Origin of the sequence: Vibrio wakamikoensis, from assembly GCF_050337275.1 — a bacterium.
GTDB classification, from domain to species: Bacteria; Pseudomonadota; Gammaproteobacteria; order Enterobacterales; family Vibrionaceae; genus Vibrio; species Vibrio chaetopteri.
Genome location: NZ_JAKJST010000012.1, coordinates 20,335 through 44,840 on the forward strand (window position 1 = coordinate 20,335; position 24,506 = coordinate 44,840).

24 protein-coding genes are annotated in these 24,506 nt (G+C 46.6%); 7 read left to right on the forward strand and 17 right to left on the reverse strand.

The annotated features are described in order from the left end of the window. Positions 1 to 122: 122 nt before the first annotated feature. The 9 genes from L4C42_RS00810 to L4C42_RS00850 form a co-directional block, all read right to left on the reverse strand. The gene (locus tag L4C42_RS00810; RefSeq protein WP_353498369.1) at positions 123 to 839 is read right to left on the reverse strand and encodes a P-loop NTPase family protein; all 717 of its coding nucleotides are present in this window, start codon (positions 837 to 839) and stop codon (positions 123 to 125) included. Then, complete coding sequence (locus L4C42_RS00815; protein WP_418642289.1) at positions 839 to 2,902, reverse strand: SLBB domain-containing protein; 2,064 nt, start codon at positions 2,900 to 2,902, stop codon at positions 839 to 841. The genes L4C42_RS00810 and L4C42_RS00815 overlap by 1 nt, the downstream gene beginning before the upstream one ends. A gap of 38 nt (positions 2,903 to 2,940) precedes the next feature. Further along, positions 2,941 to 3,816: an OmpA family protein gene (locus tag L4C42_RS00820; RefSeq protein ID WP_353498371.1), complete on the reverse strand. Its 876-nt coding sequence runs from the start codon at positions 3,814 to 3,816 to the stop codon at positions 2,941 to 2,943. A 46-nt stretch (positions 3,817 to 3,862) separates the two neighbouring features. Beyond that, positions 3,863 to 4,195: an STAS domain-containing protein gene (locus L4C42_RS00825; protein ID WP_353498372.1), complete on the reverse strand. Its 333-nt coding sequence runs from the start codon at positions 4,193 to 4,195 to the stop codon at positions 3,863 to 3,865. 289 nt (positions 4,196 to 4,484) lie between these two features. Then, a complete protein-coding gene (locus L4C42_RS00830) occupies positions 4,485 to 5,420 on the reverse strand; it encodes a glycosyltransferase family 2 protein (protein WP_353498373.1) in 936 nt (311 codons plus the stop codon). An 11-nt stretch (positions 5,421 to 5,431) separates the two neighbouring features. After that, a complete protein-coding gene (locus L4C42_RS00835) occupies positions 5,432 to 6,862 on the reverse strand; it encodes a lipopolysaccharide biosynthesis protein (protein WP_429758951.1) in 1,431 nt (476 codons plus the stop codon). Continuing rightward, positions 6,859 to 8,046: a glycosyltransferase gene (locus L4C42_RS00840; RefSeq protein ID WP_353498375.1), complete on the reverse strand. Its 1,188-nt coding sequence runs from the start codon at positions 8,044 to 8,046 to the stop codon at positions 6,859 to 6,861. The genes L4C42_RS00835 and L4C42_RS00840 overlap by 4 nt, the downstream gene beginning before the upstream one ends. 9 nt (positions 8,047 to 8,055) lie before the next feature. After that, positions 8,056 to 9,723, reverse strand: a complete 1,668-nt coding sequence (locus tag L4C42_RS00845) for an asparagine synthase-related protein (protein ID WP_353498376.1) — start codon at positions 9,721 to 9,723, stop codon at positions 8,056 to 8,058. A gap of 244 nt (positions 9,724 to 9,967) precedes the next feature. Next, complete coding sequence (locus tag L4C42_RS00850; RefSeq protein ID WP_353498377.1) at positions 9,968 to 12,298, reverse strand: YgiQ family radical SAM protein; 2,331 nt, start codon at positions 12,296 to 12,298, stop codon at positions 9,968 to 9,970. Positions 12,299 to 12,460: 162 nt separating this feature from the next. Here L4C42_RS00850 and L4C42_RS00855 point away from each other — a divergent pair, with 162 nt between their 5' ends. Beyond that, on the forward strand, positions 12,461 to 13,144 hold the full coding sequence (locus L4C42_RS00855) for a hypothetical protein (protein WP_353498378.1): 684 nt from the start codon (positions 12,461 to 12,463) through the stop codon (positions 13,142 to 13,144). Between the two features lie 76 nt (positions 13,145 to 13,220). Further along, the gene (locus L4C42_RS00860; RefSeq protein ID WP_353498379.1) at positions 13,221 to 13,421 is read left to right on the forward strand and encodes a DUF4250 domain-containing protein; all 201 of its coding nucleotides are present in this window, start codon (positions 13,221 to 13,223) and stop codon (positions 13,419 to 13,421) included. 90 nt (positions 13,422 to 13,511) lie between these two features. On the opposite strand, the gene L4C42_RS00865 is transcribed toward L4C42_RS00860, so the two are convergent. The 4 genes from L4C42_RS00865 to L4C42_RS00880 all read right to left on the reverse strand — a co-directional run bounded on the left by L4C42_RS00865 (position 13,512) and on the right by L4C42_RS00880 (position 16,617). After that, positions 13,512 to 14,000, reverse strand: coding sequence for a YchJ family metal-binding protein (locus L4C42_RS00865; protein ID WP_353498380.1), 489 nt, complete (start codon positions 13,998 to 14,000; stop codon positions 13,512 to 13,514). Between the two features lie 28 nt (positions 14,001 to 14,028). Continuing rightward, complete coding sequence (locus L4C42_RS00870) at positions 14,029 to 15,261, reverse strand: EAL and HDOD domain-containing protein (RefSeq protein WP_353498673.1); 1,233 nt, start codon at positions 15,259 to 15,261, stop codon at positions 14,029 to 14,031. Between the two features lie 90 nt (positions 15,262 to 15,351). Continuing rightward, positions 15,352 to 16,083: a UDP-2,3-diacylglucosamine diphosphatase gene (gene lpxH, locus L4C42_RS00875; RefSeq protein WP_353498381.1), complete on the reverse strand. Its 732-nt coding sequence runs from the start codon at positions 16,081 to 16,083 to the stop codon at positions 15,352 to 15,354. A gap of 39 nt (positions 16,084 to 16,122) precedes the next feature. Beyond that, the gene (locus tag L4C42_RS00880) at positions 16,123 to 16,617 is read right to left on the reverse strand and encodes a peptidylprolyl isomerase (RefSeq protein ID WP_353498382.1); all 495 of its coding nucleotides are present in this window, start codon (positions 16,615 to 16,617) and stop codon (positions 16,123 to 16,125) included. A 239-nt stretch (positions 16,618 to 16,856) separates the two neighbouring features. Here L4C42_RS00880 and cysS point away from each other — a divergent pair, with 239 nt between their 5' ends. Together cysS and L4C42_RS00890 are read left to right on the forward strand one after the other, a co-directional pair. Then, a complete protein-coding gene (gene cysS / locus L4C42_RS00885; protein ID WP_353498383.1) occupies positions 16,857 to 18,239 on the forward strand; it encodes a cysteine--tRNA ligase in 1,383 nt (460 codons plus the stop codon). 61 nt (positions 18,240 to 18,300) lie between these two features. After that, the gene (locus L4C42_RS00890; protein ID WP_353498384.1) at positions 18,301 to 18,879 is read left to right on the forward strand and encodes a thymidine kinase; all 579 of its coding nucleotides are present in this window, start codon (positions 18,301 to 18,303) and stop codon (positions 18,877 to 18,879) included. A gap of 86 nt (positions 18,880 to 18,965) precedes the next feature. Here the strand turns inward: L4C42_RS00890 and L4C42_RS00895 are convergent, their stop codons facing one another. Next, positions 18,966 to 19,808 carry an NAD-dependent epimerase/dehydratase family protein gene (locus L4C42_RS00895; protein WP_353498385.1) on the reverse strand — a complete coding sequence of 281 codons (843 nt, stop codon included), beginning with the start codon at positions 19,806 to 19,808 and terminating at the stop codon, positions 18,966 to 18,968. Position 19,809: 1 nt separating this feature from the next. Further along, the gene (locus L4C42_RS00900; RefSeq protein ID WP_353498386.1) at positions 19,810 to 20,694 is read right to left on the reverse strand and encodes a LysR family transcriptional regulator; all 885 of its coding nucleotides are present in this window, start codon (positions 20,692 to 20,694) and stop codon (positions 19,810 to 19,812) included. A gap of 97 nt (positions 20,695 to 20,791) precedes the next feature. Here L4C42_RS00900 and L4C42_RS00905 point away from each other — a divergent pair, with 97 nt between their 5' ends. Then, positions 20,792 to 21,238 carry a PACE efflux transporter gene (locus L4C42_RS00905; protein ID WP_353498387.1) on the forward strand — a complete coding sequence of 149 codons (447 nt, stop codon included), beginning with the start codon at positions 20,792 to 20,794 and terminating at the stop codon, positions 21,236 to 21,238. Between the two features lie 108 nt (positions 21,239 to 21,346). Here L4C42_RS00905 and L4C42_RS00910 read toward each other — a convergent pair whose 3' ends face one another. Then, positions 21,347 to 21,580, reverse strand: coding sequence for a TIGR02647 family protein (locus L4C42_RS00910; protein WP_353498388.1), 234 nt, complete (start codon positions 21,578 to 21,580; stop codon positions 21,347 to 21,349). A 260-nt stretch (positions 21,581 to 21,840) separates the two neighbouring features. Here L4C42_RS00910 and L4C42_RS00915 point away from each other — a divergent pair, with 260 nt between their 5' ends. Together L4C42_RS00915 and focA are read left to right on the forward strand one after the other, a co-directional pair. Beyond that, the gene (locus L4C42_RS00915) at positions 21,841 to 23,022 is read left to right on the forward strand and encodes a hypothetical protein (protein WP_353498389.1); all 1,182 of its coding nucleotides are present in this window, start codon (positions 21,841 to 21,843) and stop codon (positions 23,020 to 23,022) included. A gap of 220 nt (positions 23,023 to 23,242) precedes the next feature. Continuing rightward, positions 23,243 to 24,085 (forward strand): formate transporter FocA, encoded by an 843-nt coding sequence (gene focA, locus L4C42_RS00920; RefSeq protein ID WP_353498390.1) that lies wholly within the window; start codon positions 23,243 to 23,245, stop codon positions 24,083 to 24,085. 112 nt (positions 24,086 to 24,197) lie between these two features. Here the strand turns inward: focA and L4C42_RS00925 are convergent, their stop codons facing one another. Then, the gene (locus tag L4C42_RS00925) at positions 24,198 to 24,374 is read right to left on the reverse strand and encodes a hypothetical protein (protein WP_353498391.1); all 177 of its coding nucleotides are present in this window, start codon (positions 24,372 to 24,374) and stop codon (positions 24,198 to 24,200) included. Between the last annotated feature and the right edge of the window lie 132 nt (positions 24,375 to 24,506).

Here is a 24,506-nt window from a genome sequence, read left to right on the forward strand (position 1 = left end):
TCCTTTGTTTGATTAGGCGCTGTTCTTTTAATGATAGTACATATTGTCAAATTGCAACAAAGTATCGTCTGTTAAGGTACTGAATAATAACAATTTGACCAGGAGTTTCTCAAAATGAGTGCTCAAATCGATTGAGATAGGAAGCGGTTATTACGAACTTTGGTTTTCATCCAGTTGGTTACACGATTGGGTAGCCAGCTCAAGCGATCGATTTCTCTACAAATCTCACTGGCAAGAGAAGGTTGATCTCGATAGTTGAGCACGGAACCCAGCAGTTGAACTGACGTGGCGTCATTTAATATTTGTGTCGCTTCAGTCACCTGATTGGTCATAGTGACGCCGCTTAGTACCACTAAATAGGTGCCGTCGCAGGCATTGGCTACGACTTGAGCCGGTATATTGTTTTGATTAACGTTGAGAATGGGGGAAGTATCAAACACGACGCGGTCATATTCTTCCAACCAACGCTCTGTTTGCTTGCGAAGCTGAATTGGGTCTTTAAACTGCAAACGTGTTTTCGGGTCGCTTGGTACACTGACACCCAAAAATACTTTGGGAGACGAGGAGTCACTGTTTTGCTCCTGAAGTAATTGACTAGAGGTATCACTGTTTTCCGAAGGTATATTAAAATCGAGTGGTACTAAACTAGGTCGAAACACATTTAAATCGACGAGCAGTGTTTTGTAGCCAGCCAGCAGATAACGTTCGGTTAGCGCTTTTGCTAGTGTTGTCGTACCTTCTCCACTATTACAAGCGGTCAGGCAAATAGAGCGGCACTGCTTTAACTCGGCATTTAGATACAGCTCTTCAATCTCAGCATGAGTGGCAGGTATCGTCATCACAGGGCTCCGATAATAGCAATTGTCGAAACGATTCGGAAAATATCGGTGAGACCTAGGCGTGCTTGCTCAGCAAAGCTGTTGCGGCGATCGGGTACATAAACGGTATCGCCAGCGCGAAGTACAGGTAGCATTCGAATGTCTGCTGTTTTACTAAACTCAACTAAATCAAATGAGCGAGCTTGCCCTTGGCAGCACGACATATTGACGATGCTGATTTTACTGACATAAGCACGCTCATCCGGCCCGCCAGCTTCGGCTAAGATATCTAAAATTGTCATGTTGTCATTAAACACATAACGGCCTGGGCTTTTCACTGCACCAAGTACTCGAACCGTTTTTTCTTTCGGTTTATCAAGCCAGTTCTTGTTTTTCTCCGGGACATAGATGGTGTCACCCGGTTTCACTAGCGGTAAAATGGACTCATCACCTGTTTCAAAGTAAGTCGACAAATTGAGCCTACTTACTTTTGCATAAGGCTTGTCGCGATGTGTCACACGAATGTTGTGAATGTCGGCGTCTTTGGTTGGTCCATCTGCAGCTGAGAGAATATCGAGGAAATGCATCTCATTGGTAAAGCGATAGCGGCCAGGCGCATTGACTTGACCAAATACGTAGATGGAGGCGTCAGAGCTTTGTCTTACCCACTGAGCTTTGTTGTCAGAAGGGTCTTGCGGAAGATCGTGTACCCTTACTACCGCGCCCGCGCCAATAAAAGGCAGCTCAGATTGTGGAGCGCCTTTTTTAATAAACTCATCGAGGTTAAACACAACGGTTTTTCCGCCGTTTGCCACTTCGATTTTAGAGGTGTCTGCTCGCCCTTTCGGACCTCCAACGTGTGCCAACAAATCCATCAGATCCATTTCATCTGACCATTCGATGCGACCGGGTCTTACTACTTCGCCAATGACATTAACAGCGCGGTCAGGTGAGATTTTTAACCATGACTTTTCATTGATATCTGTTTTCTCTGGTACAAAAATCGCATCACCAGCTTCAATAAGGGGCGCTTGAGCAGTGCTTAGACCTTCGGTGTAAGCTGTCAGATCAAAAGGTATAATTGAACCGTCAGATTTAATCACACGCATTTGACGAGATTCTGCAAAACGCGTTGGGCCGCCGGCATTGGCCAGAATATCCATAAATGTCGCGCCGGGCTTACCCTCGAACGCACCTGGTGCTGCAACTTCACCCATGACATAAACGGTGTTCGAGCCGGATTTAATTTCCTCTTCCTGCTTAGGTACAAAGATGGTTGCGCCTGGCTGCAATGGCGGGAGTAGTGAGGTGTCACCACTGTCTAAGTAGCGTTTTAAGTTGAAAAGAATAGGGGAGTTATTGCTGATAACTCGAATTTGCTCGACGCTGGCATAACGTGTGACACCGCCTGCACGCATGAGTACATCGACAAGATCGGTATTGGCTTTGTAAGAAAAAGAGCCCGGTGCGTTGACCTCACCAAACACCTTGATCGCTTGACGTGAGTCTGCACTGTCTCCAGAGTCGGCGAGCTTTGCTGCGTCAAACTCTTGCTCAACATTACCAACAAGCGGTGAAGCAGGGACAAAAAGGATATCTAAGGACTCCAGTGCGGGTAGGTCGCTGTCATCACCAGTATCAAGGAACTGTTTGTAATCAAACTCAATGCGATCTGCGCCGCGGCGGTGAATCATTTTATTGAGCTGCGCCCCGGCTCTCAGGCCGCCAGCGGCTTGCAGAGCCATTTGTACGTTTGAGTTGTAAGGGATGGTGTACTCCCCGGGCGCCTCAACATAACCCTGTACGGAAATCAGGATCTGACGCTGGGCGATGAACACTTTGACGTTGCTGGTATCGCGAAAGATCGTGCCAAGGGCATCAACTACGACAGACTCAAGCTGGGTTTCATCAAATCCGGCGACGAAGACTCGCCCGACTTCAGGAAGATTGATACGACCGCGTTTGTCGACTTGAAATGCTCGGTTAAGGCTCGACTCTCCGGGTAGATCAACTTGGATAAGGTCGCCAACTTGAACATTTTTTTCGTCGGCGAGTGCAGCAGGGCTGAGCACAACGACGATCATTGCCAATAGCAGTGTTGCTAGGGTATTGAGAAGCTTCATCATTGTGCTCCTTTGTTAGCAGCTCCATTTCCAGTACGGCTACTTTCTGTTGTGCTATAACTTTCTGTAGCGTTATAGTTATCAGCAATGACATCAACGCTTACGCGTCGGTTGGTGAGCATGACGCCCGGTGTGTTTCCTTGATACAAGGGCAGCTCTTCACCTAAAGAATGTGTATCGATTCGATTAGGCGCTAATCCAAAGATAGTAAGGTAACGTTTTACTTGTTGCGCACGTCCTTTGGCGATTCGCTCGTTGTATTCTTTAGTCCCGGTCGCATCGGCGTGGCCTGTGACCGACAGTCGAATGTTCGGATACTGTTTTAAAATGTTAGCTGCCTCTGCTAAGTGACCCATATATTTAGGGTTAACTTCAATCGAGTCATAGGCAAACTGGTTGTCGACGTTTAAAAGGTTGTATATGCGTCTTACCACCGACATTTGGTCATCAAATGCCGCTCCTTTCGCTGGTGGTGCGCAGGTTGCTTGACTTAATACGTAGTCTAGTCGTAGCTCTAGGTCGTTCAATTTTTTTCGCTGAATAACGATGTCGTTGGCGGCGTCAATCCATAGACCGCCCTCAAGCTCTCGTGCGATACGGTTTTGCTTCTCCTGAGCTTGCAATACTGCGGCAGGAAAGCACCATTGAGCGCCTTCTTGGATGAGAGAATCTAAGTGGAGTTTGGTCAGTTTCCAATCGAAGCGTAGCCCATGCTCCGGACCGAGTGGTTCATCAGGCATGACAGGTGAAAAGTCGGATCCTACATATTGTTCAGCAATGCCTCCGGTTCCATCATCGGGATAACTGGTACATGCAACCAGAAGACTTGCCAAAATACAGGTTAATGCTTGTTTAATACCCGTGTTTACTTCCATGTAGTGACCACCTATTTTGCCAACTTTTTAGTCTAATATTTTGAGGCTATAAGTACTCGTTGCTGGCGTGAGTATTGACTGGAATCGCCTGACCAATTCGAAGTAACTTTATGATTTGCAGGGGCTGTCCTGTGACATTTTCCAGACGCATTTTTCGTTCACGTTCAACGAGTCGCTTATACAAATAAACAATAGCACCGATGCCAGAAGAATCCATAAAGCGCACTTGTTCTAGGTCGATTTCCACTTCTTGGTGTCCATCATTGTGAATGATGTCATCAATTTGAGCTTGAGCCGATCGGCTGCCTCGAGCATCAAAATCGCCTAAAACTTTTACTTGAAGGGTTTGAGTGTTGGTTTCTGCTTTTAGTAGTTCCATGGTCTTGTCCTCGTCCTGAATGGCCAAATTGTTTCTACACTGATTAGATTGCATGGAGTGTGCCAATTATTTAGCTGTTTACATTCAATGGCTTAGGTGTGTTCTGGTGTGTGTTTATCAAATTGAACTCGTGATTCTCAAATTGAAAATCGAAATTGCAGGGTGAGAAGTGAGAGAAATTTAGCGGAATGCGTTAAAGAAGTGAGTTGATTACAGCCACAAGTATGTTTAGCTTGCTCTACCACTCAGGCCGTTGGCAGGGCAGGCTAAGCGGCAGAGCAAGATTCATTTAATAGATGATGGCCGTTTTCACCATAGCCTTGAAGCGGCGAACGCTAGGGTAGGTGATGAAAGTTTGCACATGTTTTGCTGTGCGATGGAAATAACCTTTGTGCTGCGAAGCATACTCACAATAGGCGTCCATCAAACGCTCATCAACAAAGCGCTTTGCTTTAGAGCACTGAGCTTGAGCAAAGCTGACGTGACGCTGAGCAATCGTCTTCATCGCCTCAATGCGTTTTGGCACATTGGAAGAGACGCTGCCTTGGCGCATCAGGTAGTGCATACGAATTTCGTTGGTAAACGACACGTCGCCAGCTTCACTGAGCTTTAACCACAGATCCCAATCACTGGCACTTGGCAATTCACAGTCAAACCCTTGTACTTGAAGGTAAGCATCACGTCGACACATGACCGAAGAAGTGCCGACAATATTCTCTTTAAAAAGCATCGCGGTTGCATGGTTTAGCATTTGATAGCCGGTAGTGGCAGATTGCGATTCAATGTGGCGTTGAAACTCGGGCCAGTATTGAAAGCACGGAATGATAAACTCGTTAGCTTCATTGATATGCTCGTAATTGGTAAAGCTGAGTACGCAATTTGGGTGCTCACTCATAAAAGCCACCTGTTCGGCGAGTTTACTGTGTGTCCACAAATCATCAGCATCTAAAAATGCTATCCACTCACCTTTGGCTTGCGCTACGCCAAGATTGCGAGCGGCGCCAGGCCCTCCACGCTCACTTAGAATGAGTGAGATATGTGGATGGGTCTTACTTAACTCAGTTAAGTACTCACGCGAACCGTCCGTGGAACCATCGTCAACGAACAGGATTTCGTAATGGGTATAAGTCTGCTGCTCAATGCTTTGTAAACACTGAGGAAGGTACGCCAAACAGTTGAAGTTTGGAATGACAATACTGACGATAGGAGTTGAATGTGAAGTCATGTTGGAATTCCTTATAAACGTTTAGCGAACGTATCAGTGCGGATTGAGTTGTCGGCTGGTTTTGCTTTAGGTCGCCAGTTCTGCATCAGCCAAAAGCTGAATAGAGCCGTTTGTACTAGCCAGCCTGCTACCAGATAGATTGGTGAGAATTGGTTGAGAGCGATAAAACCTGTTGCCCAAGCTAAGTGAGTAGCAAGTTGTATGTAGTGATGATTCAGCACCAGGCGCTTTTGGCTGGCGCGGTCAAAGAGATAGGCACGAAGCGCATAGAGCACGACAAAGGCAAACACAACGCCTTGTATTCCAAATAGCCAACTTGACAAGGTAAACACAGTGAGTGCTGCTACTGCCATAATAGTGTTGATTTTTAGAACAATTTTCGGCTGTTTATCAATGTAGCAACCTGTGGTCAAGGTATGGGAAATTTGCTTAAATGCGATGCCTAGCGCTAGCCACGGGATCCATTGTGATGCTTCGTGATAGCGTGCTGGAAACCAGTTTTCAATAATAACCGGTGCGAACAGAGCAATACTCATCGCGAACCAAATGGTGGTGTGGCAAAGGGTTTCAGCGATTTGGACTGTTTTGACTTTGCCGTTATCTTCATTAAGTATTTGAAAGCGTTTTGGAAACCACCATAGGGTTAGGGGTTCGCACAGAAAGGCAACAATAAGGGCAAATTGCATCGCGATAGCGTATTGAGCCAATGATTCTAACCCCACCGTCGCTGCTAAGATCCAGCGTTCAGCACCTGCTGCGACAAATAATAGCGATCCAGAGAAGATAAGAGGTAGCCCATAGTGCCTCATTTGCTTTGCGACGTGAGCGTCCCAGCTAAATGAAAGTGAACACCATTGTTTGACTAATAGAAGGGTTGCTAAGTACAGAGACGAGAGTAGACCGGAGAGCAACACGCCAGTCAATCCTAAACCGTAATGTAAGAAAGCAAAGGTTAAAACGGCTTGAATCATAGCTTTGCTACTTGTTAGCAAAAAGAACAAGCGAGCATTGTCGACTAATCTTAGCCATGTTAGCGGCATGTTGATGGCACTGCTGATAATGAGGGTCAACGTGACCAAAATAAAATCTGTGCTGCTGATTTGTGTCCATGTGGACAGCACAAAAAGACCAATTGGTACGGCAGCGATGAGCGCCATGACTGCGATAATGAGCTGTTGAATCGTGGCGGTGCTGTTTAACGTGTCAAACGCGTTGCCTTTTGCCTCTCCTGCTTGCTTGTACAGCGCTTCTATCAAACCAAAACCAAGAATAATGCCACCAACGTTTAATATGGACAGCCATAGATCAAGCTGACCGTAGTCCGTGGTAGACAGCGCACCTGCAACAATCGGCAGCATGATAAACGATACGCCTTTCATCAAAACTAGCCCTGCGGCGTAGTAGAGCGACTGTTGGATAGCGCGGCTCATAGCGTGGCTCATAGCGTGGCTCCTTGTAACTGGTAGTTGCTTTCAATAGCGGTGGCCAGTTTTTTCGCTGAGTTGCGAGCACTATAAAGTCGAGTCACACGAGTTCGCGCCTTGTCTAGTTGGCTCATTCGCTGCGAAGTGGTCAGTGAATACGTTTTGACGATGGCGGCTGCCAAACTTTGTGGGTCTTTTGGTGGTACTAAGAGTCCGGTACCTTCAACGATCATCTCTTTGCAGCCCATGAAGTTACTGCAAATCACCGGCAGTCCGAGTGCCATCGCTTCTTTTACCACGACTGGTCCTGTGTCTCTATCGCCGTCACGAGCTTCACAAAAAGGGGTGCAAAGTGCTAAGTAGTGTGCGGCGTTATCAATAATCCATTCGGAAGGACGGCTACCAAGAAAGTGTACTTGCTCAGCAATGCCCAACTGATGGGCTAGCGCGACAAGCAGGGACTTCTGTTCACCATCCCCCACAAGATCCAACATCGGACGTTCATCATCCGGAAGTAGCGACATGGCTTGAAGAAGATCAATCAGCCCTTTTTTCTCGGTTAGGCGGCCGACAAAAAGTAAACGCCCATTGTGATGTTGACGAGGATGAAATGGATAGCGGCTAAGTTCGATCCCACATTCAACCAAATGAACTGGGTGGTTAGGTGCAAGCTTTAGAAACTGGTCACACATATCTTCACAAACGCAGACTGAAAAGCTGGAAGACTCGAGCTTGAGAGCCAAATCGGTCGGGCGCGCATAAACATCGTAACCGTGACCGACAAAAGAGACCTGGCAACCTGAAAGCTGACTGGCCGCAATCGCCGTCGCTGCGGTATGCAGAGCAAAATGCGCGTGCAGGTGGTTACATTCATTGTCCAGTGCCACTCGTGCTAGCTGTCCTGCACTGCGGATCAATGACTTCTTTGGAAGGCCGTTTTGACGAAGAATGAAGGACAGTGCTTTGACGCTTCTAAGTGGGTTGCGAAGCCAAATGGCGAGTGCCGAAAAATTGCTAACGCTAGAAAGAGCAATAGCCTTATCAAGCAGCGGCCTATCAACAGGCTGACCACCATCTTGATGGATATTGAAGGCAAAGGGCTTCACCTGATATCCCAGAGCTTCCATCGCACGTATCTCTGTGCCGACGAAGGTTTCTGATAGAACAGGGAAATCACTGAGTACGTAACCTAAGGTTTTCATTGCTCTCTCCTATGCGCCAGTGATGGACTGAATAGCAGTTAGCGGCTTCGATTGCGACCAAACCGCGCTAAAGCCTAGAGTCGGTAAATGCTGCTGAACGCATTGCCATGACTGATCATCATTGATGTTGCTCAGGCAGTTCATCTGTCGCAAGCTGCGCTCGATGGTACCGCGAGACAAGTGCTTTGCTAGCTCGCTATAGTTGTACATCGGCGTGCTGTTTTTGCCCCAGTTTTCAATGCCTAGTCGGCTCGTCAATGCAGGGTAGCGGTAGCTGAGTGGTAATCCGTGGCTAAGCGGCTGATCTGTTTTGTCCCAGCGAATATTGGCAAGTTTTGGAGATAGTTTCTGTATCGCTTTTCGATGGAACCGACTCGCGAGCTTATAGCGCACTGGCAAGTGAGCAATTTGATACAGAGCATCTTTGTTGAGAAATGGATGGCTGCGAAGGTAGTGCGAATCTAACATTTGCTGGCCGCAGGCGACAAAGCGAACCACTCGATTTTGTAGATAGAAATTGTCCAAAAAACGTGCTGCCGTATCGAAATCATGGGCGTGGCGTTCAATGATTCTATTTAGGTCATTGAGCATGGTTTCTTTGTATTGTGGTGCATAGTTGAAGAACGGTGTGGCTGATTTCGAATACTCTTCTCGAATGTAACGCTTCGCTCGCTCCATCAGCGACGTGTGACCTACCATGCCTTGACCAAAGATACTGAAACCTGGAAAACCCCGGTCGTAGTAAAACGCTCTTGCCACTTCAGCACCGGTGCCGGTGAGAAGCATGCGTCCAGAGGTTTGTGCTAAAAGTGAGGAATCAAGAATCGAATGAGCATGATGGAGAGGGACTTCTCCATTTCCTAGATCCGCGACACGTTGAATGTTGCTAGGGTCAGTTGGCGTCGCGAACTCGTTTCCAGTAATCAAACGAAGCCCTGCGCACTCGGCAAGGTTTTTGGCAATTTGATGGTCACTAGAGAGAGGTGAGCCGTAGGTTAGCGTGGTTGGTTTTTTGCCAAGCGCTGTGGCTGCGGAAAGAATCAAGCGAGAGTCAAGCCCGCCACTTAATGACACCATTGGCTCACTGCCGTAGTTAAACGCTTCGCGAACGGCTTCGACAAAAGCCTCCAACGCATCGTCAAAACGGGTGATGTCGTTATCTAAAATCGGGATGTCTTGATGAGATTGGATGTTAGTGCGCTCAGAATCGATAGTGACTGTTGTACGCCCATTGAGGCAGCGGATCTCATTCCACAATGTCTGCTCATCAAACAACTGGCCGAACGCTACCAAAGTGCGTTGAGCGCTAGACGTTTTCGGTTGGTGATGTGTAAAGGTGCTCAGCGCTTGACGACTGGTATAAACCGCGGTGTTGTGTTGATGTTCGCCAATCCAAACAGGGAAGATGCCAAGACGATCTGTGCATGCTTGTACGGTTTGCTCATTGCTATCGACTACAATCCAACTTCGACCCCAATAAGACTGACTGCGGTTTAAGCTCACATCGGCGATAATATCAGCATCGCTGGCAGCGCTGGCAGGGTCACCCCAACAAATCACGGTTTTATGGCCAAGCTCCCAAATGGTCGCGCTATCCAGTTCGCCATCATTGGCCGTGTTAGTAATTTCGACTGCTTTGTTGGTCGCTTTAGGAATTGTAATTAGATAATGTGCCATAACCCTGCCTCAGAAGTTCTATTGATACCTCTGTATTGCAACAGCCGTGCCCAAATTTAAATATAATAAATACAGTTGGTTACGTTTTGATCTTGAAGTGGTAATGGTGTTTTTTCATTTTGACAATCAAAATCAGATTGAGAATTTGCACTGAGATGGGGTTAAGAGCGGGTAAACAAAAAGAGAGCCACAAGTGACTCTCTTTCATGAAGCTACGATTCGCTAAATGTTGGAATCGATGGCGTTAAGCGCGAGCTCGGCGTTTAGGAGCGCCTTTACCGTTTGGTTTACCTGCAGGCTTGCCACCTGATCTTTGTTGACCATTTGGTTTGCTGTTTGGTTTACCGTTGCCTTGCTTACCAGGGCCTTGAGCACCATTACCTTGAGTGCCATGACCTTGATTCTGACCAGCTGCTGGGCGTTGACCCGGCTTCTTACGTCGCTGACCATCCGTTCGGATGTCCGGTTGTCCCTTCGTGTGCTTGGTAGCAAATCGATTGGCACCATGACGGCCGGATTTACGGCGCTGTGCTGGCGTACGTGAGTCGATATCTTCAGCAGGTACTAGGCAGCTTGGTTTGTCGCCAATTAGATATTGCTTACCCATGCTGACTAAGGCTTCACGGATCTGCGGCCAGTTGTCTGGATCGTGATAACGTAGCAAGGCTTTGTGCAAGCGACGCTGACGTTCGCCCTTCGCCACTGGCAAGTCTTCACGTTTTTTGTATTTGACGCGTTTCAGCGGGTTCGTTTCTGAGTAATACATGGATGTTGCATTACACATTGGCGACGGATAGAAGTTCTGAACTTGGTCACATTCAAAGTTGTTCTTTTTCAGCCACAGTGCCAGGTTAAGCATGTCTTCGTCTTCTGTGCCTGGGTGTGCCGAGATGAAGTATGGGATCAAGTACTGTTTCTTACCTGCTTCAGCGCTGTATTTTTCAAACATCTCTTTGAAGCGGTCATAGGTACCCATACCTGGTTTCATCATCAGATCCAACGGGCCTTTTTCCGTATGCTCTGGTGCGATCTTTAGGTAGCCACCTACGTGGTGTGTCACGAGTTCACGAACGTACTCTGGGGATTCAATGGCCAAGTCATAACGAACACCAGAGGCGATCATGACCTTTTTCACTCCATCAACTTTACGCGCTGCGCGGTATAGGTCGATAGTGTGTTTATGATCCGTGTTGAGCTTGTTACAGATGCCTGGGAACACGCAAGAAGGACGTCGACAGTTTGCTTCCGCTTTTGGATCAGAGCAGCCTAAGCGATACATGTTGGCTGTTGGGCCGCCCAAATCAGAGATGGTACCAGTAAAACCCGGTACTTTGTCGCGGATCTCTTCTAGTTCCCCAATGATTGATTCTTGAGAGCGGTTTTGAATAATTCGTCCTTCGTGTTCAGTGATCGAGCAGAACGAGCAACCTCCAAAACAGCCACGCATAATATTAACCGAGGTTTTGATCATGTCGTAGGCAGGGATCTTGGCTTTACCGTATTTAGGGTGAGGTACACGCGCATATGGCAGGCCAAACACGTAGTCCATCTCCTCTGTGGTGAGCGGAATCGGTGCTTGGTTTACCCAGAGCTCGCGGTTGCCATGGCGCTGAATCAGCGCACGACCCGAATATGGGTTGGTCTCAAGGTGCATCACACGGCTGGCATGAGCGTAAAGGATACGGTCATTGTTGAGCTTCTCGAAGGGTGGCAAGCGCACAGCCGTCGAGACTGCATCATGACGAGATGGGCGAATGGTAATCGGTTTCGCTTCAGCTTCAGCTTCAGTCTCTGATTTGTTGGTGTCGCAGTTTGATTCCACCTGATATGGGTTTTGTGGCACGAATGCTTTACCCGGCTTTTCAATACGCGATGAGTCAATGATGGTGTATTGCTCTGGTTCAACCGCCAAATTCACTGCTGTGCCGCGAATATTGGTCATGTCAGCCACGCTTTCACCATCAGCTAGTCGGTGCGCAACTTCTACCAGTGCACGTTCTGCGTTACCAAACAGTAGAATGTCGGCTTTGGCGTCAAATAGCACTGAGCGACGAACTTTATCTGACCAATAGTCGTAGTGAGCAATACGGCGCAAGCTGGCTTCAATACCACCCAGTACGATAGGAGTTTCTTTGTAGGCTTCTCGGCAGCGCTGAGAATACACCAGTGTTGCGCGGTCTGGTCGTTTACCACCTTCGTTGTTTGGTGTGTAAGCATCGTCGTGGCGCAGTTTTTTATCCGCGGTGTAACGGTTGATCATTGAGTCCATGTTGCCAGCAGTGATACCGAAGAAGAGATTCGGCTTACCTAGGCTCATGAAGTCATTCTTATTGCTCCAATCTGGCTGAGCAATAATACCAACGCGGAAGCCTTGTGCTTCAAGCAGGCGACCAATGATAGCCATACCAAAACTAGGATGATCAACATACGCATCCCCCGTGACAATAATGATGTCACAGCTGTCCCATCCAAGGGCGTTCATCTCTTTTCTGCTGGTGGGCAAAAAAGGAGCAATACCAAAGCATTCCGCCCAGTATTTTTTGTGCTCATGGATTGGGGTGATGTCGTTGTGCATATTTTAACCTCTAGTTTTGAAGGCGGGCATTATATACTTCAATCCCAGTGACTTCAAAGCCCAAACAAAGTGTGGTTATTTTGCTGTATGACGAGTCAATGGTATTCGTCCTCAAGCTGATATATCATCAGCGCCAATGATTTTTGCTTTGAACTCATACCCATGATTACTGCTGTTTTGACATTACTTGCGCCGGCACTTTCCGTTGCGATGCTCGTACTAACTCTTATTTTAGCAAAGGGCGACATTTGCCCCGGACAAAGAGGCCGTATTCACAAGTTATTGCCAGCTATAGGCATACTTTGGCTTGCCATCGCTTCTTTGAAGATTGAAGCTTTTTTAGTGGTGTTTGCGCTGTTCTATTTCTATTCCAAAGTTCAAACAGGTAAAACCCGAGAGAAAGGGCCTTTCTGGGCTCTGCATCTTGCTAACGGTATGGGGATGACCTTCTCAGTGATTTTGATCGCTCAGCAGCCAAATCTCGCTCAATCTATGTCGCTTGCCAGTGCAGGATTATTGCTAGGTGCGGCGTTTGCCCATTTACTGCTGACAATGGCTAAGACACGACTTCAGGCCTTTCATCGCATCTTACCGGTGTCAGGCGTTGTGTTTGCGATGCTATTGGCATTGAGTTTTGTGTTTAATGCTTATCAGTGGGAGCCTGAGGTTGTTGCTAACTATACTCCAGCGGTGATTATCTCTTTGCTTATGCTAATGGCTGGCATCGTGATTTGGAGCTGGCACATTATTCGTCACCGAGCACCAGCGAAAGGTCAGCTTGCCGTCGCGTTTTTGAGCCTTTTGGTGACCAACATTGGGCTGTTGCAGCTTTATTGGCTTGCTTGATCTGTAAACCAAGTCACTTTCTATTCCGTAATAAACAGCTAGTCTTTAAGGGCAAGCTTTTTTATGGAGTGCGGTTATGGATCTAAGTAATGTGAGCGGTTTTGACAGTATTATCTTGCTTGGTATCGTCAACGAAAAATTGCGCTTAGAGTGCGACTCGTTTGATGAGTTGGTGAGCATGTATGAAATGGACGTAGAAGGCGTGGTAGGTAAATTGGATATGCTCGGTTACCAGTATGACCCTTTGACCAATCAGTTCAAAGCGTACCATCGCTAAATCGCTAACCATAGAAAAAGGTCGCATAATGCGACCTTTTCGTTTTTATAGAGCCTGTTTATTATAGAACTCTTTATCTATTCGGGCTCATTAGCCGCAGCATTTTTTGTGCTTTTTACCGCTGCCACACGGGCAAGGGTCATTGCGACCTACTTTCACCGATTCAACGGTTAGCGGTTTAGGTGGAATGCTGTCATCGATTTCACCATCGACGTAAAACCACTGGCCTTGTTCGAATAGAAAGCGCGAACGCTCTGCCAAGCAGTACTCATAACCGTTGTCTTTAAGAAAAGCGCGAAAGCTTACATAGCCTTCGTTTTCATGGTTGCCACTCTCGCTGCCAATGACTTCAAGCTTGAGCCAATCACTGTTTATAGAGTCAGCGATTGCTTCTCGCTCATTCTCTGCATGACAACTTGGATGATAGGTCGCGACAACAAAGTCAACATCCTTGGTTAAGTGGGCGCTATAGCGCGCGCGCATCAGCTGCTCAGGCTGTTTCGCTAGGGTGACATCTTGGTGGATGGGGTGGCAGCATGTTTCGTAGCTTTGATTACTGCCGCAGTAGCATGGTTTCATGATTAATCTTTGATTTGGTGTTTAACGTTCAAACGTGAACGTGGTACTCGGACTCAATTGCCAGTAGGTCTTCAGTCCATTTAATAGCGTCATCATAATGCTTCGCGAGCTTTTCGTCACTGACTTCTAGTTTGTCGCGATAAGCTATCACCGTCATCCAATCGGCATTCTCGTACGCTTTGACCAAGGACAGAATGTTGCCAAGTGTGCCTTGTTTCGTCACCAACGCTGATTTAACCATATGGTCGATAGGCATTTTTTCTACCAACTCTTCTAAAGGCTGGTCAAACAGCGAGTCTAACAATGAGAACATACCAGTGAGAAAGCCAAGGCCTTCGTCGAGATTAGTATTCATGTCGCTAAGCAGCAGCTCACAGAAACGAGCGCGTTGAATTGATAGGCTATACAGGCTATCTGGCTTGTCGTCTTGGGTTGACGTAATCGCCACCAAGGAGATGAATTTTCTAAGACGCTCTTCACCTAGGTAAACTAAGGCTTGCTTGAACGATTTGATTTCTGAGCGGATCAGATACGAGGCATTCACAAACGTTAGTAGCTTGTACGACAAGGTGACATCAAGAGAAATGAGTCGTTCTAGCTCATCGTAGTTGATGTCTTGGTTAGCTATCTCTTTACAAAGCTGAACGACCGTCAGGAAAGAAGGTTTGATTTGCTTACGGCGAATCAACTGCGGACGACTAAAGAAATAGCCTTGAAACTGATCAAAGCCGACTTGCTTGGCAAGCTCAAACTCTTCGTAGGTTTCCACTTTCTCAGCCAGGAAAGTAATATTGTGAGGTCGCAGTCTTTCGATAAGTGCTTGAGCCTTTTTCAACGAGTACTGGCGAATATCAATTTTGATAATCGATGTATACGGCAAGAAAGGTAGCCACTCTTTGCGTGGAACAAAATCATCAAGGGCGATGGTGTAACCCGCTTGGGACATTTTCTTAATCGCAGCAAGCAGCTCAGCAGTCGGCTCACAACTTTCTAAGATTTCGATAACCAGATTTTCTTTAGGGAATAGGGTCGGGACTAAGTTCACCAAGCTTTGGTAAGGGAAGTTCACGAAACCCAGTTTATCGCCTATCGTACTGTAATGTGTTGCCAAGAAATGCTCGGAGAGAAGTCGGTTGGTGGCCAGTTCTGGGTCAATATCTGGAAAGGTATTGTTAGGACCGTCCCGAAATAGCAGCTCATAGCCAACAGTTTTTTGTTCGCTATCCAAGATAGGTTGTCTAGCGATGTACGAGTATTTCAAATTCTGCATGGTTATCTCAAAAACGTTGACTCATAGTAACGTTTTATTACTTTCTTTGACTATGAAACTATTGGAATTTCGAGGGGTAGTTCATGGTTTGTTAAAAAAACGGCGCTCAAGACACTGCGATTCTGGCTCACACACTAATACCGAGCCTTGTTGATACCAATCGCCGAGCACGATTCGTGTTGCGGGGTGGCCTTGGACGGTGAACTCATGTGTTCCTGGCCTGTGCGTGTGCCCATGGATCATAAGATCAGTGCCAGTCTCACGAAGCAGCGCTTCTACTTCGTTTTGGTTAACGTCCATAATGTCGAGTGACTTACTGGACTTGACCTCTTTGATATCGCCCTGGATTTTATTTGCAATACGGCGTCTTGTAAAGAACGGAAGGCGATTAAATAGCCATTGCAGCCAAGGCATATGTACTTTGGCGCGAAACTTCTGATATCGCACATCATCAGTACATAGCGTATCCCCATGTAATATCACCGCTTTCTTACCGTATAGGTCGATGACACTGTGTTCATCGAGAAGGGTAATACCGGTTGCTTTGCAAAAACGCTTTCCCAACAAAAAGTCGCGATTACCTTGAATAAAGTAGGTATCGACGCCGTGCTGAGTCAGAGTAAGAAACTCTTGCTTAATCATAGCGGCAAAAGGAGAAGGGTCATCGTCGCCAATCCAAAATTCGAACAGATCACCGAGTACATACAATGCATCTGCGTGAATGGCTTCTTCGCGCATAAACTTAACAAAGCAATCCGTGGTTTGGGGTAACTGAGGGGAAAGGTGTAAGTCAGAAATGAATAATGTTGTCATAATATACAGCAAGGGAGGGCAAGCCCTCCCTTTTAACGATTACTCTTGAATCGTAGAACCAGTGATGATCACTTCTTCTAGAGGTACGTCTTGGTGCATACCCATAGAGCCAGTGCTCACACCTTTGATCTTGTTAACGATGTCCATGCCTTCAACAACTTCTGCGAATACACAGTAACCCCAACCGTCTAGGCTCTCAGAGCGGAAGTCTAGGAACGTGTTGTCGTTTACGTTGATGAAGAACTGAGAGCTCGCAGAATGCGGTTCCATAGTACGTGCCATAGCCAAAGTACCTACTTTGTTGCTAAGGCCGTTGTTTGCTTCGTTTTTAATTGGAGCACGAGTCGTCTTCTCTTTAAGACCAGACGTCATGCCACCACCTTGGATCATGAAACCGTCGATAACACGGTGGAAAAGCGTGTTGTCGTAGAAACCATCGCGGCAGTATTGTAGGAAGTTTGCACTTGTTTCTGGTGCTTTCTCTTCGTTCAATTGAATTTTGATGTCGCCGAAATTAGTGTGAAGGGTGATCATGATGAATACCTATTCCATTTTTCTATTTTGAAGCCATGATTCTAGCTTAACTCCCTGCACAAGCAATAGCAGAAAGCGGGATATCTGCAATAAAAGGAACGCTTTTTATACAATGGATAGTGTTAGCTGCAAAAACTGCCGCAAAAAGCCGAGATTTCTTCGCTAATTGACTCCATTCTACGTAGCTTTATGGTTATAATCGCCGATACATTTCAAACGTAATAGTTCAGATAGAGATCATGTTAAAAATATACAACACACTGACACGACAAAAAGAGGAATTTAAACCTATTCATGCAGGCAAAGTCGGCATGTATGTCTGTGGGGTCACTATTTACGATCTCTGTCACATTGGTCACGGTCGTACTTTTGTTTCATTCGATGTGGTATCCCGTTATCTTCGTTACGTCGGTTATGACCTAACATTTGTACGTAACATCACGGATATCGATGACAAAATCATCAAGCGTGCTAACGAAAATGGTGAGTCTTGTGAGTCGCTAACAGAGCGCTTAATTGGCGAAATGCACGCAGACTTCGATGCATTGAACATGAAGCGCCCAGACATTGAGCCTCGCGCGACTGAATTCATCGCAGAGATCATTGCGCTGGTTGAAAAGCTAATTGAGCGCGGTTTTGCCTACGTCGCTGATAATGGCGACGTGATGTTCGAAGTCGGTAAGTTTGACGAATACGGCAAGCTGTCTAAGCAAGATCTTGATCAACTCCAAGCAGGAGCGCGCGTAGATGTAGAAAGCGCAAAACGCAGTCCGCTTGATTTTGTACTTTGGAAAATGTCTAAACCAGGTGAACCTACATGGGAATCACCATGGGGCGCAGGTCGTCCTGGTTGGCACATCGAGTGTTCGGCAATGAACTCATCGATTCTCGGTGACCACTTTGATATCCACGGTGGCGGTTCGGATCTTCAGTTCCCACACCACGAGAATGAAATTGCTCAGTCTTGCTGTGCTCACGATACCCAGTACGTGAACACTTGGATGCACAGTGGCATGGTGATGGTAGATAAAGAAAAAATGTCTAAGTCACTAGGTAACTTCTTTACGATCCGAGACGTTCTTGGTCACTACGATGCAGAAACGGTTCGTTACTTCCTAATGTCTGGTCACTACCGAAGCCAACTTAACTACAGTGAAGATAACCTAAACCAAGCACGTTCAGCACTTGAGCGTCTATACACGTCACTACGTGGTTTGGATGTTAATGCAGAGCCTACAGGCGGTGAAGACTATGTGACTCGCTTTACGACAGCGATGAACGATGACTTCAATACTCCAGAAGCGTACTCAGTGCTGTTTGATATGGCGCGTGAGATTAACCGTCTGAAAACAGTTGATATGGCAGAAGCGAGCCAGCTTGGTGCGCTAATGCGCGAACTGGCTGATATCATTGGTATTTTGCATCAAGATCCAGAAGCTTTCCTTAAAGGCGATGCGGGCGATGATGACGAAGTGGCGGAAATTGAAGCGCTGATCAAACTTCGTAACGACTCTCGTGCATCGAAAGATTGGGCGAATGCCGATCTGGCTCGCGATAAGCTGAACGAACTGGGTATCATCCTAGAAGATGGCTCAGAAGGCACGACGTGGCGTCGTAAATAACCGTTTTGATAGCCCTAGCTTGCTAGGGCTTCTTTTTAGTTTCTAATTTTGGTGATACGTTTTGGCTCAGATGTACTTCTATTACTCAGCAATGAATGCGGGTAAATCGACGACTCTTCTTCAATCTTCTTTTAACTATCAAGAACGTGGTATGACGCCACTTATCTATACCGCAGCGTTGGATGATCGCTATGGTGCCGGTAAAGTCAGCTCTCGTATTGGTCTGCAGTCGGAAGCTCAGCTGTTTCGCGCTGAGACGAATCTTTTTGATGAGATTGCGGCGATCAATGCTGAAACCCCAAGACACTGTATTTTGATCGATGAGTGCCAGTTCTTATCCAAGCAGCAGGTGTACCAACTTACCGAAGTAGTGGATAAACTGAATATTCCTGTGCTTTGCTATGGTTTGCGCACCGACTTCTTGGGTGAGCTTTTTGAAGGCAGTAAACACCTTCTGGCATGGGCGGACAAGCTCGTTGAGCTAAAAACGATTTGTCACTGTGGCCGTAAAGCGAACATGGTGATCCGAACGGATGAGCACGGTAACGCGATTGCAGAAGGTGACCAGGTTTCTATTGGTGGCAACGATAAGTATGTGTCTGTTTGCCGTCAGCACTACAAAGAAGCGCTTGGGAAGTAATGTAAGTTATTGCTTTATTGTATGAAAGAGAGCCACTTTATGTGGCTCTCTTTTTTTGGACTGAGTAATTACAATGCTTCTAGTGATTACAATGCGTCTAGTGTACTTTGATATTTGAAATGATAACCAAGGTTTTGCAGCTTCTCGCTGGAGATGGTTTTATCCGGCGTTGAGTTCACTAAATTAAGCGATGTGTCCAACCCCGCAGCTCTTAATGCCGCTCGGTAAAACGTCACCTTGTCACAGGATGCAGGTGTGGTGGCATTTACGACACTCGAGCTGATGTTTTCAAGCGCGAAAATGATCGAGCCGATGGCATCATCAAGATGGAGCATATTGGCGGTCGCTTGATCGCTGACGCTTTTGAGCTTGGAAGCGAAGCGCGACGGGTGGCGGTTTGGGCCAAATAATCCGCTGCAGCGCACGATGGCGTAGTCGAGTGTCGAGTTACGAACGTACTCTTCGGCCGTTAACATGATTATAGCTTTAGCGCTAAAATCGTCGCGGCCTTTGGCAATCGGTAGGCGAGCCATGTCTTCAGTCATTAACTCTGCTCGGTCAGGGTAAACAGATGTTGAGCTCACCATAATAATCTTGCTGATGTCGGCATCTTTAGCAAGTTGGCATAACGTATCCCATTGTGAAGCGTAAAGTGCGCCGCCACCTGTTCGAAAGCCCGGCGGGAAGCAGCCAATCAGCGTATCGGCATTCAACCCTCTTAAGTGGTCTAAGGTGGCGAGCTTTTTATCGTCATTGGTAAGCTTGGCCAAATCGAGCACAAAGCCGTCAATACCATGGTGAGCGAGCTCGCTGACTCCTTGCTCTGTGGTACGTGTTGCGGTGACCCGATAGTTTTTGTTATTGAGCGCTTTTGCTAGGGGCAAACCAAGCCAACCAGCACCAACGATGACGACATTATTCTGGTTCATGTTAACCCTCTTTGAAGTTCTGTTTCAGCAATTCCCTTAAACGGCGATGGCCAAGATCATTACTTTTGCTTGAATGCTGAATAATACTGACGTTAATCATGGCAGAGATTTTCTCAAACTCTACCGGAACAGGGACGATGACTCCTTGCTCAAGCGCCGACTTTGCAAGGTAAGTGGGTATGTATGTCCAGCCAAACCCAGCAATACACCACTCGAGTAGCATTTGGTAGCTGTCCGAATACCAAATATCTGGACTCAACGCATGATGTAAGCTACTTGTTTTGTTATTGCGAGAGCTGATCGACAATTGGCGATGCAAGCTCAAAATCTCAAGATGAGGGGCGACGGTTTGCGCTAGCGGATGAGACGCTGAGACATAAACGTCGAACTGAAGTGACCCGATACTCTCGAAATCGAGCGAAAAGGGCACGGAAAGATCTTCATGAATGATAGCGGAAGTGGCTCTTCCGGTTTGTACCATTTCGACCGCATCACAGCTTGAAGCAAACAATAGCTCTAACTCGAGTCTTGGAAACTCATCTGATAGCGCTCGAATGATAGGCGTAACCCAGCCAAAAGAAATGCCCTCGTCAATGGTCAGAACGATAGGTTGGATCTCCTTTTGCGTCAAACTATCGACGCGTTCGGCAAGTCGACCATGCTGGACCATGGCGGCTCTCGCGTAGGGTAGCAGCTTTTCTCCCTCTTCAGTAAGAACCGGGTAGCGACCTCTTCTATCAAACAACTCAACCCCACAGTCAATTTCCAGGTTCATAATATTTTGACTCACGGCAGATTGTACCTTGCCTAATTTTCGCGCTGCACTCGAGAACGACCCAGTTTCCACTGTAGTGATGAAGGCTTCGATTTGTTCCACACTCAACATATCAGTTATCCTGATGTTACCTAACTGTCTATGACACTAAGCATAATTGATAATACATCTATTGCTAGTGCTGATAGCAAAGTTAGGGTGTAATTATATGAATGTAAAAGAAAGAATTTTTCACGCGATGCTATTTGAAGTTACGGCTTTAACCATCATTATTTCTGCTGCTTCGATGCTGGCGGGTGTTAAGTCAACGTCAATGATGGCCGTGGGTATTGGAATGAGCGTGTTTACCGTTATTTGGAATTATTTCTATAACGTACTTTTTGACAAGTTAGTTCCAGGGTGTCGAACGCAAAGAACGTTGGCAGTAAGAGTTGGGCATGCACTGGGCTTTGAAGGTGGGCTGATTTTCTTCACGATTCCCGCTATCGCATGGGCATTGGGTGTGACGCTTTGGACAGCACTTATGATTGAAGCTGGTTTCTTAGTGTTCTTTTTCTTCTTTACCGCTGCATTTAATTGGGCGTATGACAAGTGGGCGCCTTATCAGCGGCTAGTATCTTGGTGGAACGCTGGTACCGATTATCAAATACGTTAGAACGAGAATAAAAACTCTGAGTGAGTGGAGTTGTTTCTAAGGTAGTTAGTATAAATAGGAAGTGGCAACGGATTACCGTTGCCACTTGAAGTTTCAGTGAGCCAACATTTATGAGCTCAATACGCGTAGGATTTTATCCGCGTGCTCAGCGGTCTCAATCCCTTCATCTGTCAGGTATCCACCGTCCGGTAGAGTACAAAGCCCTTTTTCATACAGTCGTTGGACTGCTTTTTGCATATCTTCATTAGCATCATGGTGCACTTTTATACCGGTTGCCGAACTGCTGATATCAAATTTAAGCAGTAGGTTCATCTCTGCGAGATGCTCAGGCGTGAATTTCATAGATTTGCCTCTTGGTTGCGTTTCTTCCATCAACATAGTGGGGAAACAGCACATTGACAATCGCCGAGTGAGGAAAGTGTTAGCTTGCACCGCCTTCTAGTAAGAATTGGTAAAAATTTCGCACTAAGTGGATGAATTATAACCGATTAGAATGCGCCGAGATGTATTTAGTGTTGAATTTGAATATAGTGAGTTGTTTTTGCTTGCTGCACGCTTGGGAGCAGGCTTACGGGATGCGTTGTCCCAGATTAGGAGAGTAGATGTCTACGCGCAAATTAATTGTGGTATTGCTGTGTGTTTTGGGCGTGGCCTCTTGTGCGAGTACGCCGCCAGTTAACGATGCTAGGGCGAATTTAAGCCCCAAAGAGCTGGAGTTGACGCGGAATAAAGAATTTGAACAGCTGACGGCAACTTATACGTACTGGTCGAAAGCGTTGGAAGGTGCAGAGTCGCTGCGCATCTATGCCCCAGAGAATTACCGAGAAATGATGTCGTCTTGGAAGAGCGCTCATGACCTTTTTATTGAGATCCGCAAAGATCCCAATCAAATTGACAACAAGCACTCGGTATTTTCCAGTGAAACATACGCCGTCGGGTTTCGAGATCGCATTAATACCGTTGAGTATAACTACCGAGCGATTCAAGGCTTGAAGAAGCAAGCAGATGAACTTTTAGCGCCGGCTATGACAGAAATGGCTTACCTCCAAAAAATAGAGACAGGTCGTTACTTTAAGCATGCGATGAATACGTTAAGCCGTGACTATCAGCGCCTGTTTGAGCACTTGGTGGTATCGGAAGTGGATCTCGCGACGAGCTATCAAGAGCGTTTTCTTAATCATGCCAAAGCCCTTGAGATACGCGTGATTGATGCGAAGTACGTGAAACCACTAGAGCAAAAGCTTGCGACATTAGCGAGTGCTCGTTACAACGTTTTGGCGCCGGTGAGTTTTGGTTATGTGGAGCAGGGCATTCAGGAACTGTCTGAGTTTGTCACACAATCACCACGCGCGTTTGTCGAGATTGATGAACAAGTGGAACGAATCGACTTTCAATTTCGACGTTTAGAGTCTGTTGTGCAAGAAGTGACGAAACTTATCAATGTAGAGAAGTCTCAGTTTGAGCCGTTTGTGCTTGAGGCAGAATCTCGAATGCACCACATTTCCTCTGCCGCGAAAGGCAATGACTATCGTGATCAGTCGTTATCAGCGCAGTCGAGTCGCATTGCTCATGATGTGGAGCGCTTGAAGGCGGCTGACAACACCCGAGCGCTCAAGAAGGAAAATGCATTGCTGAAACAGCAAATTACATTGCTTCAGAAGCGCAGTGACAGTGTTGTCTCTCCTGATGAGGCGCAGGTAGCCCAAGATGTTGCCGCGCAAAATAGAGCTGAAATAGAGACGTTGAAAAAGCTGGTCAGCGCCCTTCAGGAACAAGCTGAGTAAGCTTTCCAAAACGCCGCGATTTGAACTGACTCCCAATCTTATCTCCAAGCGCTCGCTTCATTGACTCAATGATTGAGCGCCGCTTTTTCCTACGCGCTTATTTGTCGTAACCACCATATTTGGTAAATAACATTTTACCGCCAAATAAATCTTGCTTTATTGATGGATTGGAGTGATTATCCGCGCCCGTTTTAATTGTCACAAAATATGTAAGAGAAAAATGGAAATCAATCAATTTGATGCGCTGTTGCCACCACAAATGGCAGAGCGTGCAGCAGAAGCTGGCGTAGGTAAAGCGACAAAAGATCCGATGAAGTCTTTCCTGTTAGCAATCACGGCAGGTCTGCACATTGGTATTGCGTTTATTTTTTACACCACCATCACGACAGGAGCCGGAGACCTACCCTGGGGACTGACTCGTTTTCTTGGTGGCCTGGCGTTCAGTTTGGGTTTGGTTCTGGTCATTATTACCGGTGGTGAACTGTTTACCAGCTCCGTGTTGACCCTTGTGGCAAGAGCGAGTGGCAAAATTACCTGGCGTGCCCTGTTTAAAAACTGGATGGTGGTTTACGTTGGCAACATGCTAGGTGCATTGTTCCTTGTAGGTATTATGTTGACGGCAAAGCAATACATGTTTGATGGCGGTCAGGTAGGCCTTAACACCATGCATATTGCCCAGCACAAGCTTCATCACGATTTTTGGCAAGCGGTAGCACTTGGCATCATGTGTAACGTATTGGTCTGTGTTGCGGTATGGATGACGTTTAGTGGTCGTACTTTGACTGATAAGATCATCGTGATGGTATTGCCGGTGGCGATGTTTGTCTCAGCAGGTTTTGAACACTGCATAGCGAACATGTTTCAAGTACCGATGGCGATTGGCATCAAAAATCTCGCATCACCTGAGTTTTGGCAAGCTATAGGTGCGACACCGGCAGAGTTTGCGGATCTAAACCTAATGACGTTTGTTGTGAATAACCTAATCCCAGTGACGTTAGGTAACATCATCGGCGGTGGCGTGTTTGTTGGCATGTTGTATTGGTTGATCTACTTACGCGACTAAATCCACTGCGATTAGATCCACTACGATCCAACAGATGCCTAGTTCTATGTAGAAAGTAGTTGTATGCAAAAAGCAGTTGGATACAGAGCAAAAAGGGCGTCTACGCCCTTTTTTAATGCCTGTCAGTTATTAGTGAGCCATCCTGTGCAAGCCAACCTTTTGAGAGGTTGAAAGGTGAAGAGAGGCCATAGCCATGATCATCGGCATCATTGAGTGCGTCGGGTGTGTCGATAAGCCAATTGCGAGCGACATCGTCTTGACTCGGCCTTGTACATAATTCATCCAACATCTTCTTCATCCTTGAGTTGCTTAGCTTTCAGAATCCTGTGCGACGAGGCAACTTTGCTATTTGCCCCTTGTTTTGCTGATAAACTAACCATAATTGATGACAAGAACATGACGCTGGGGATCTTTTGGCCGT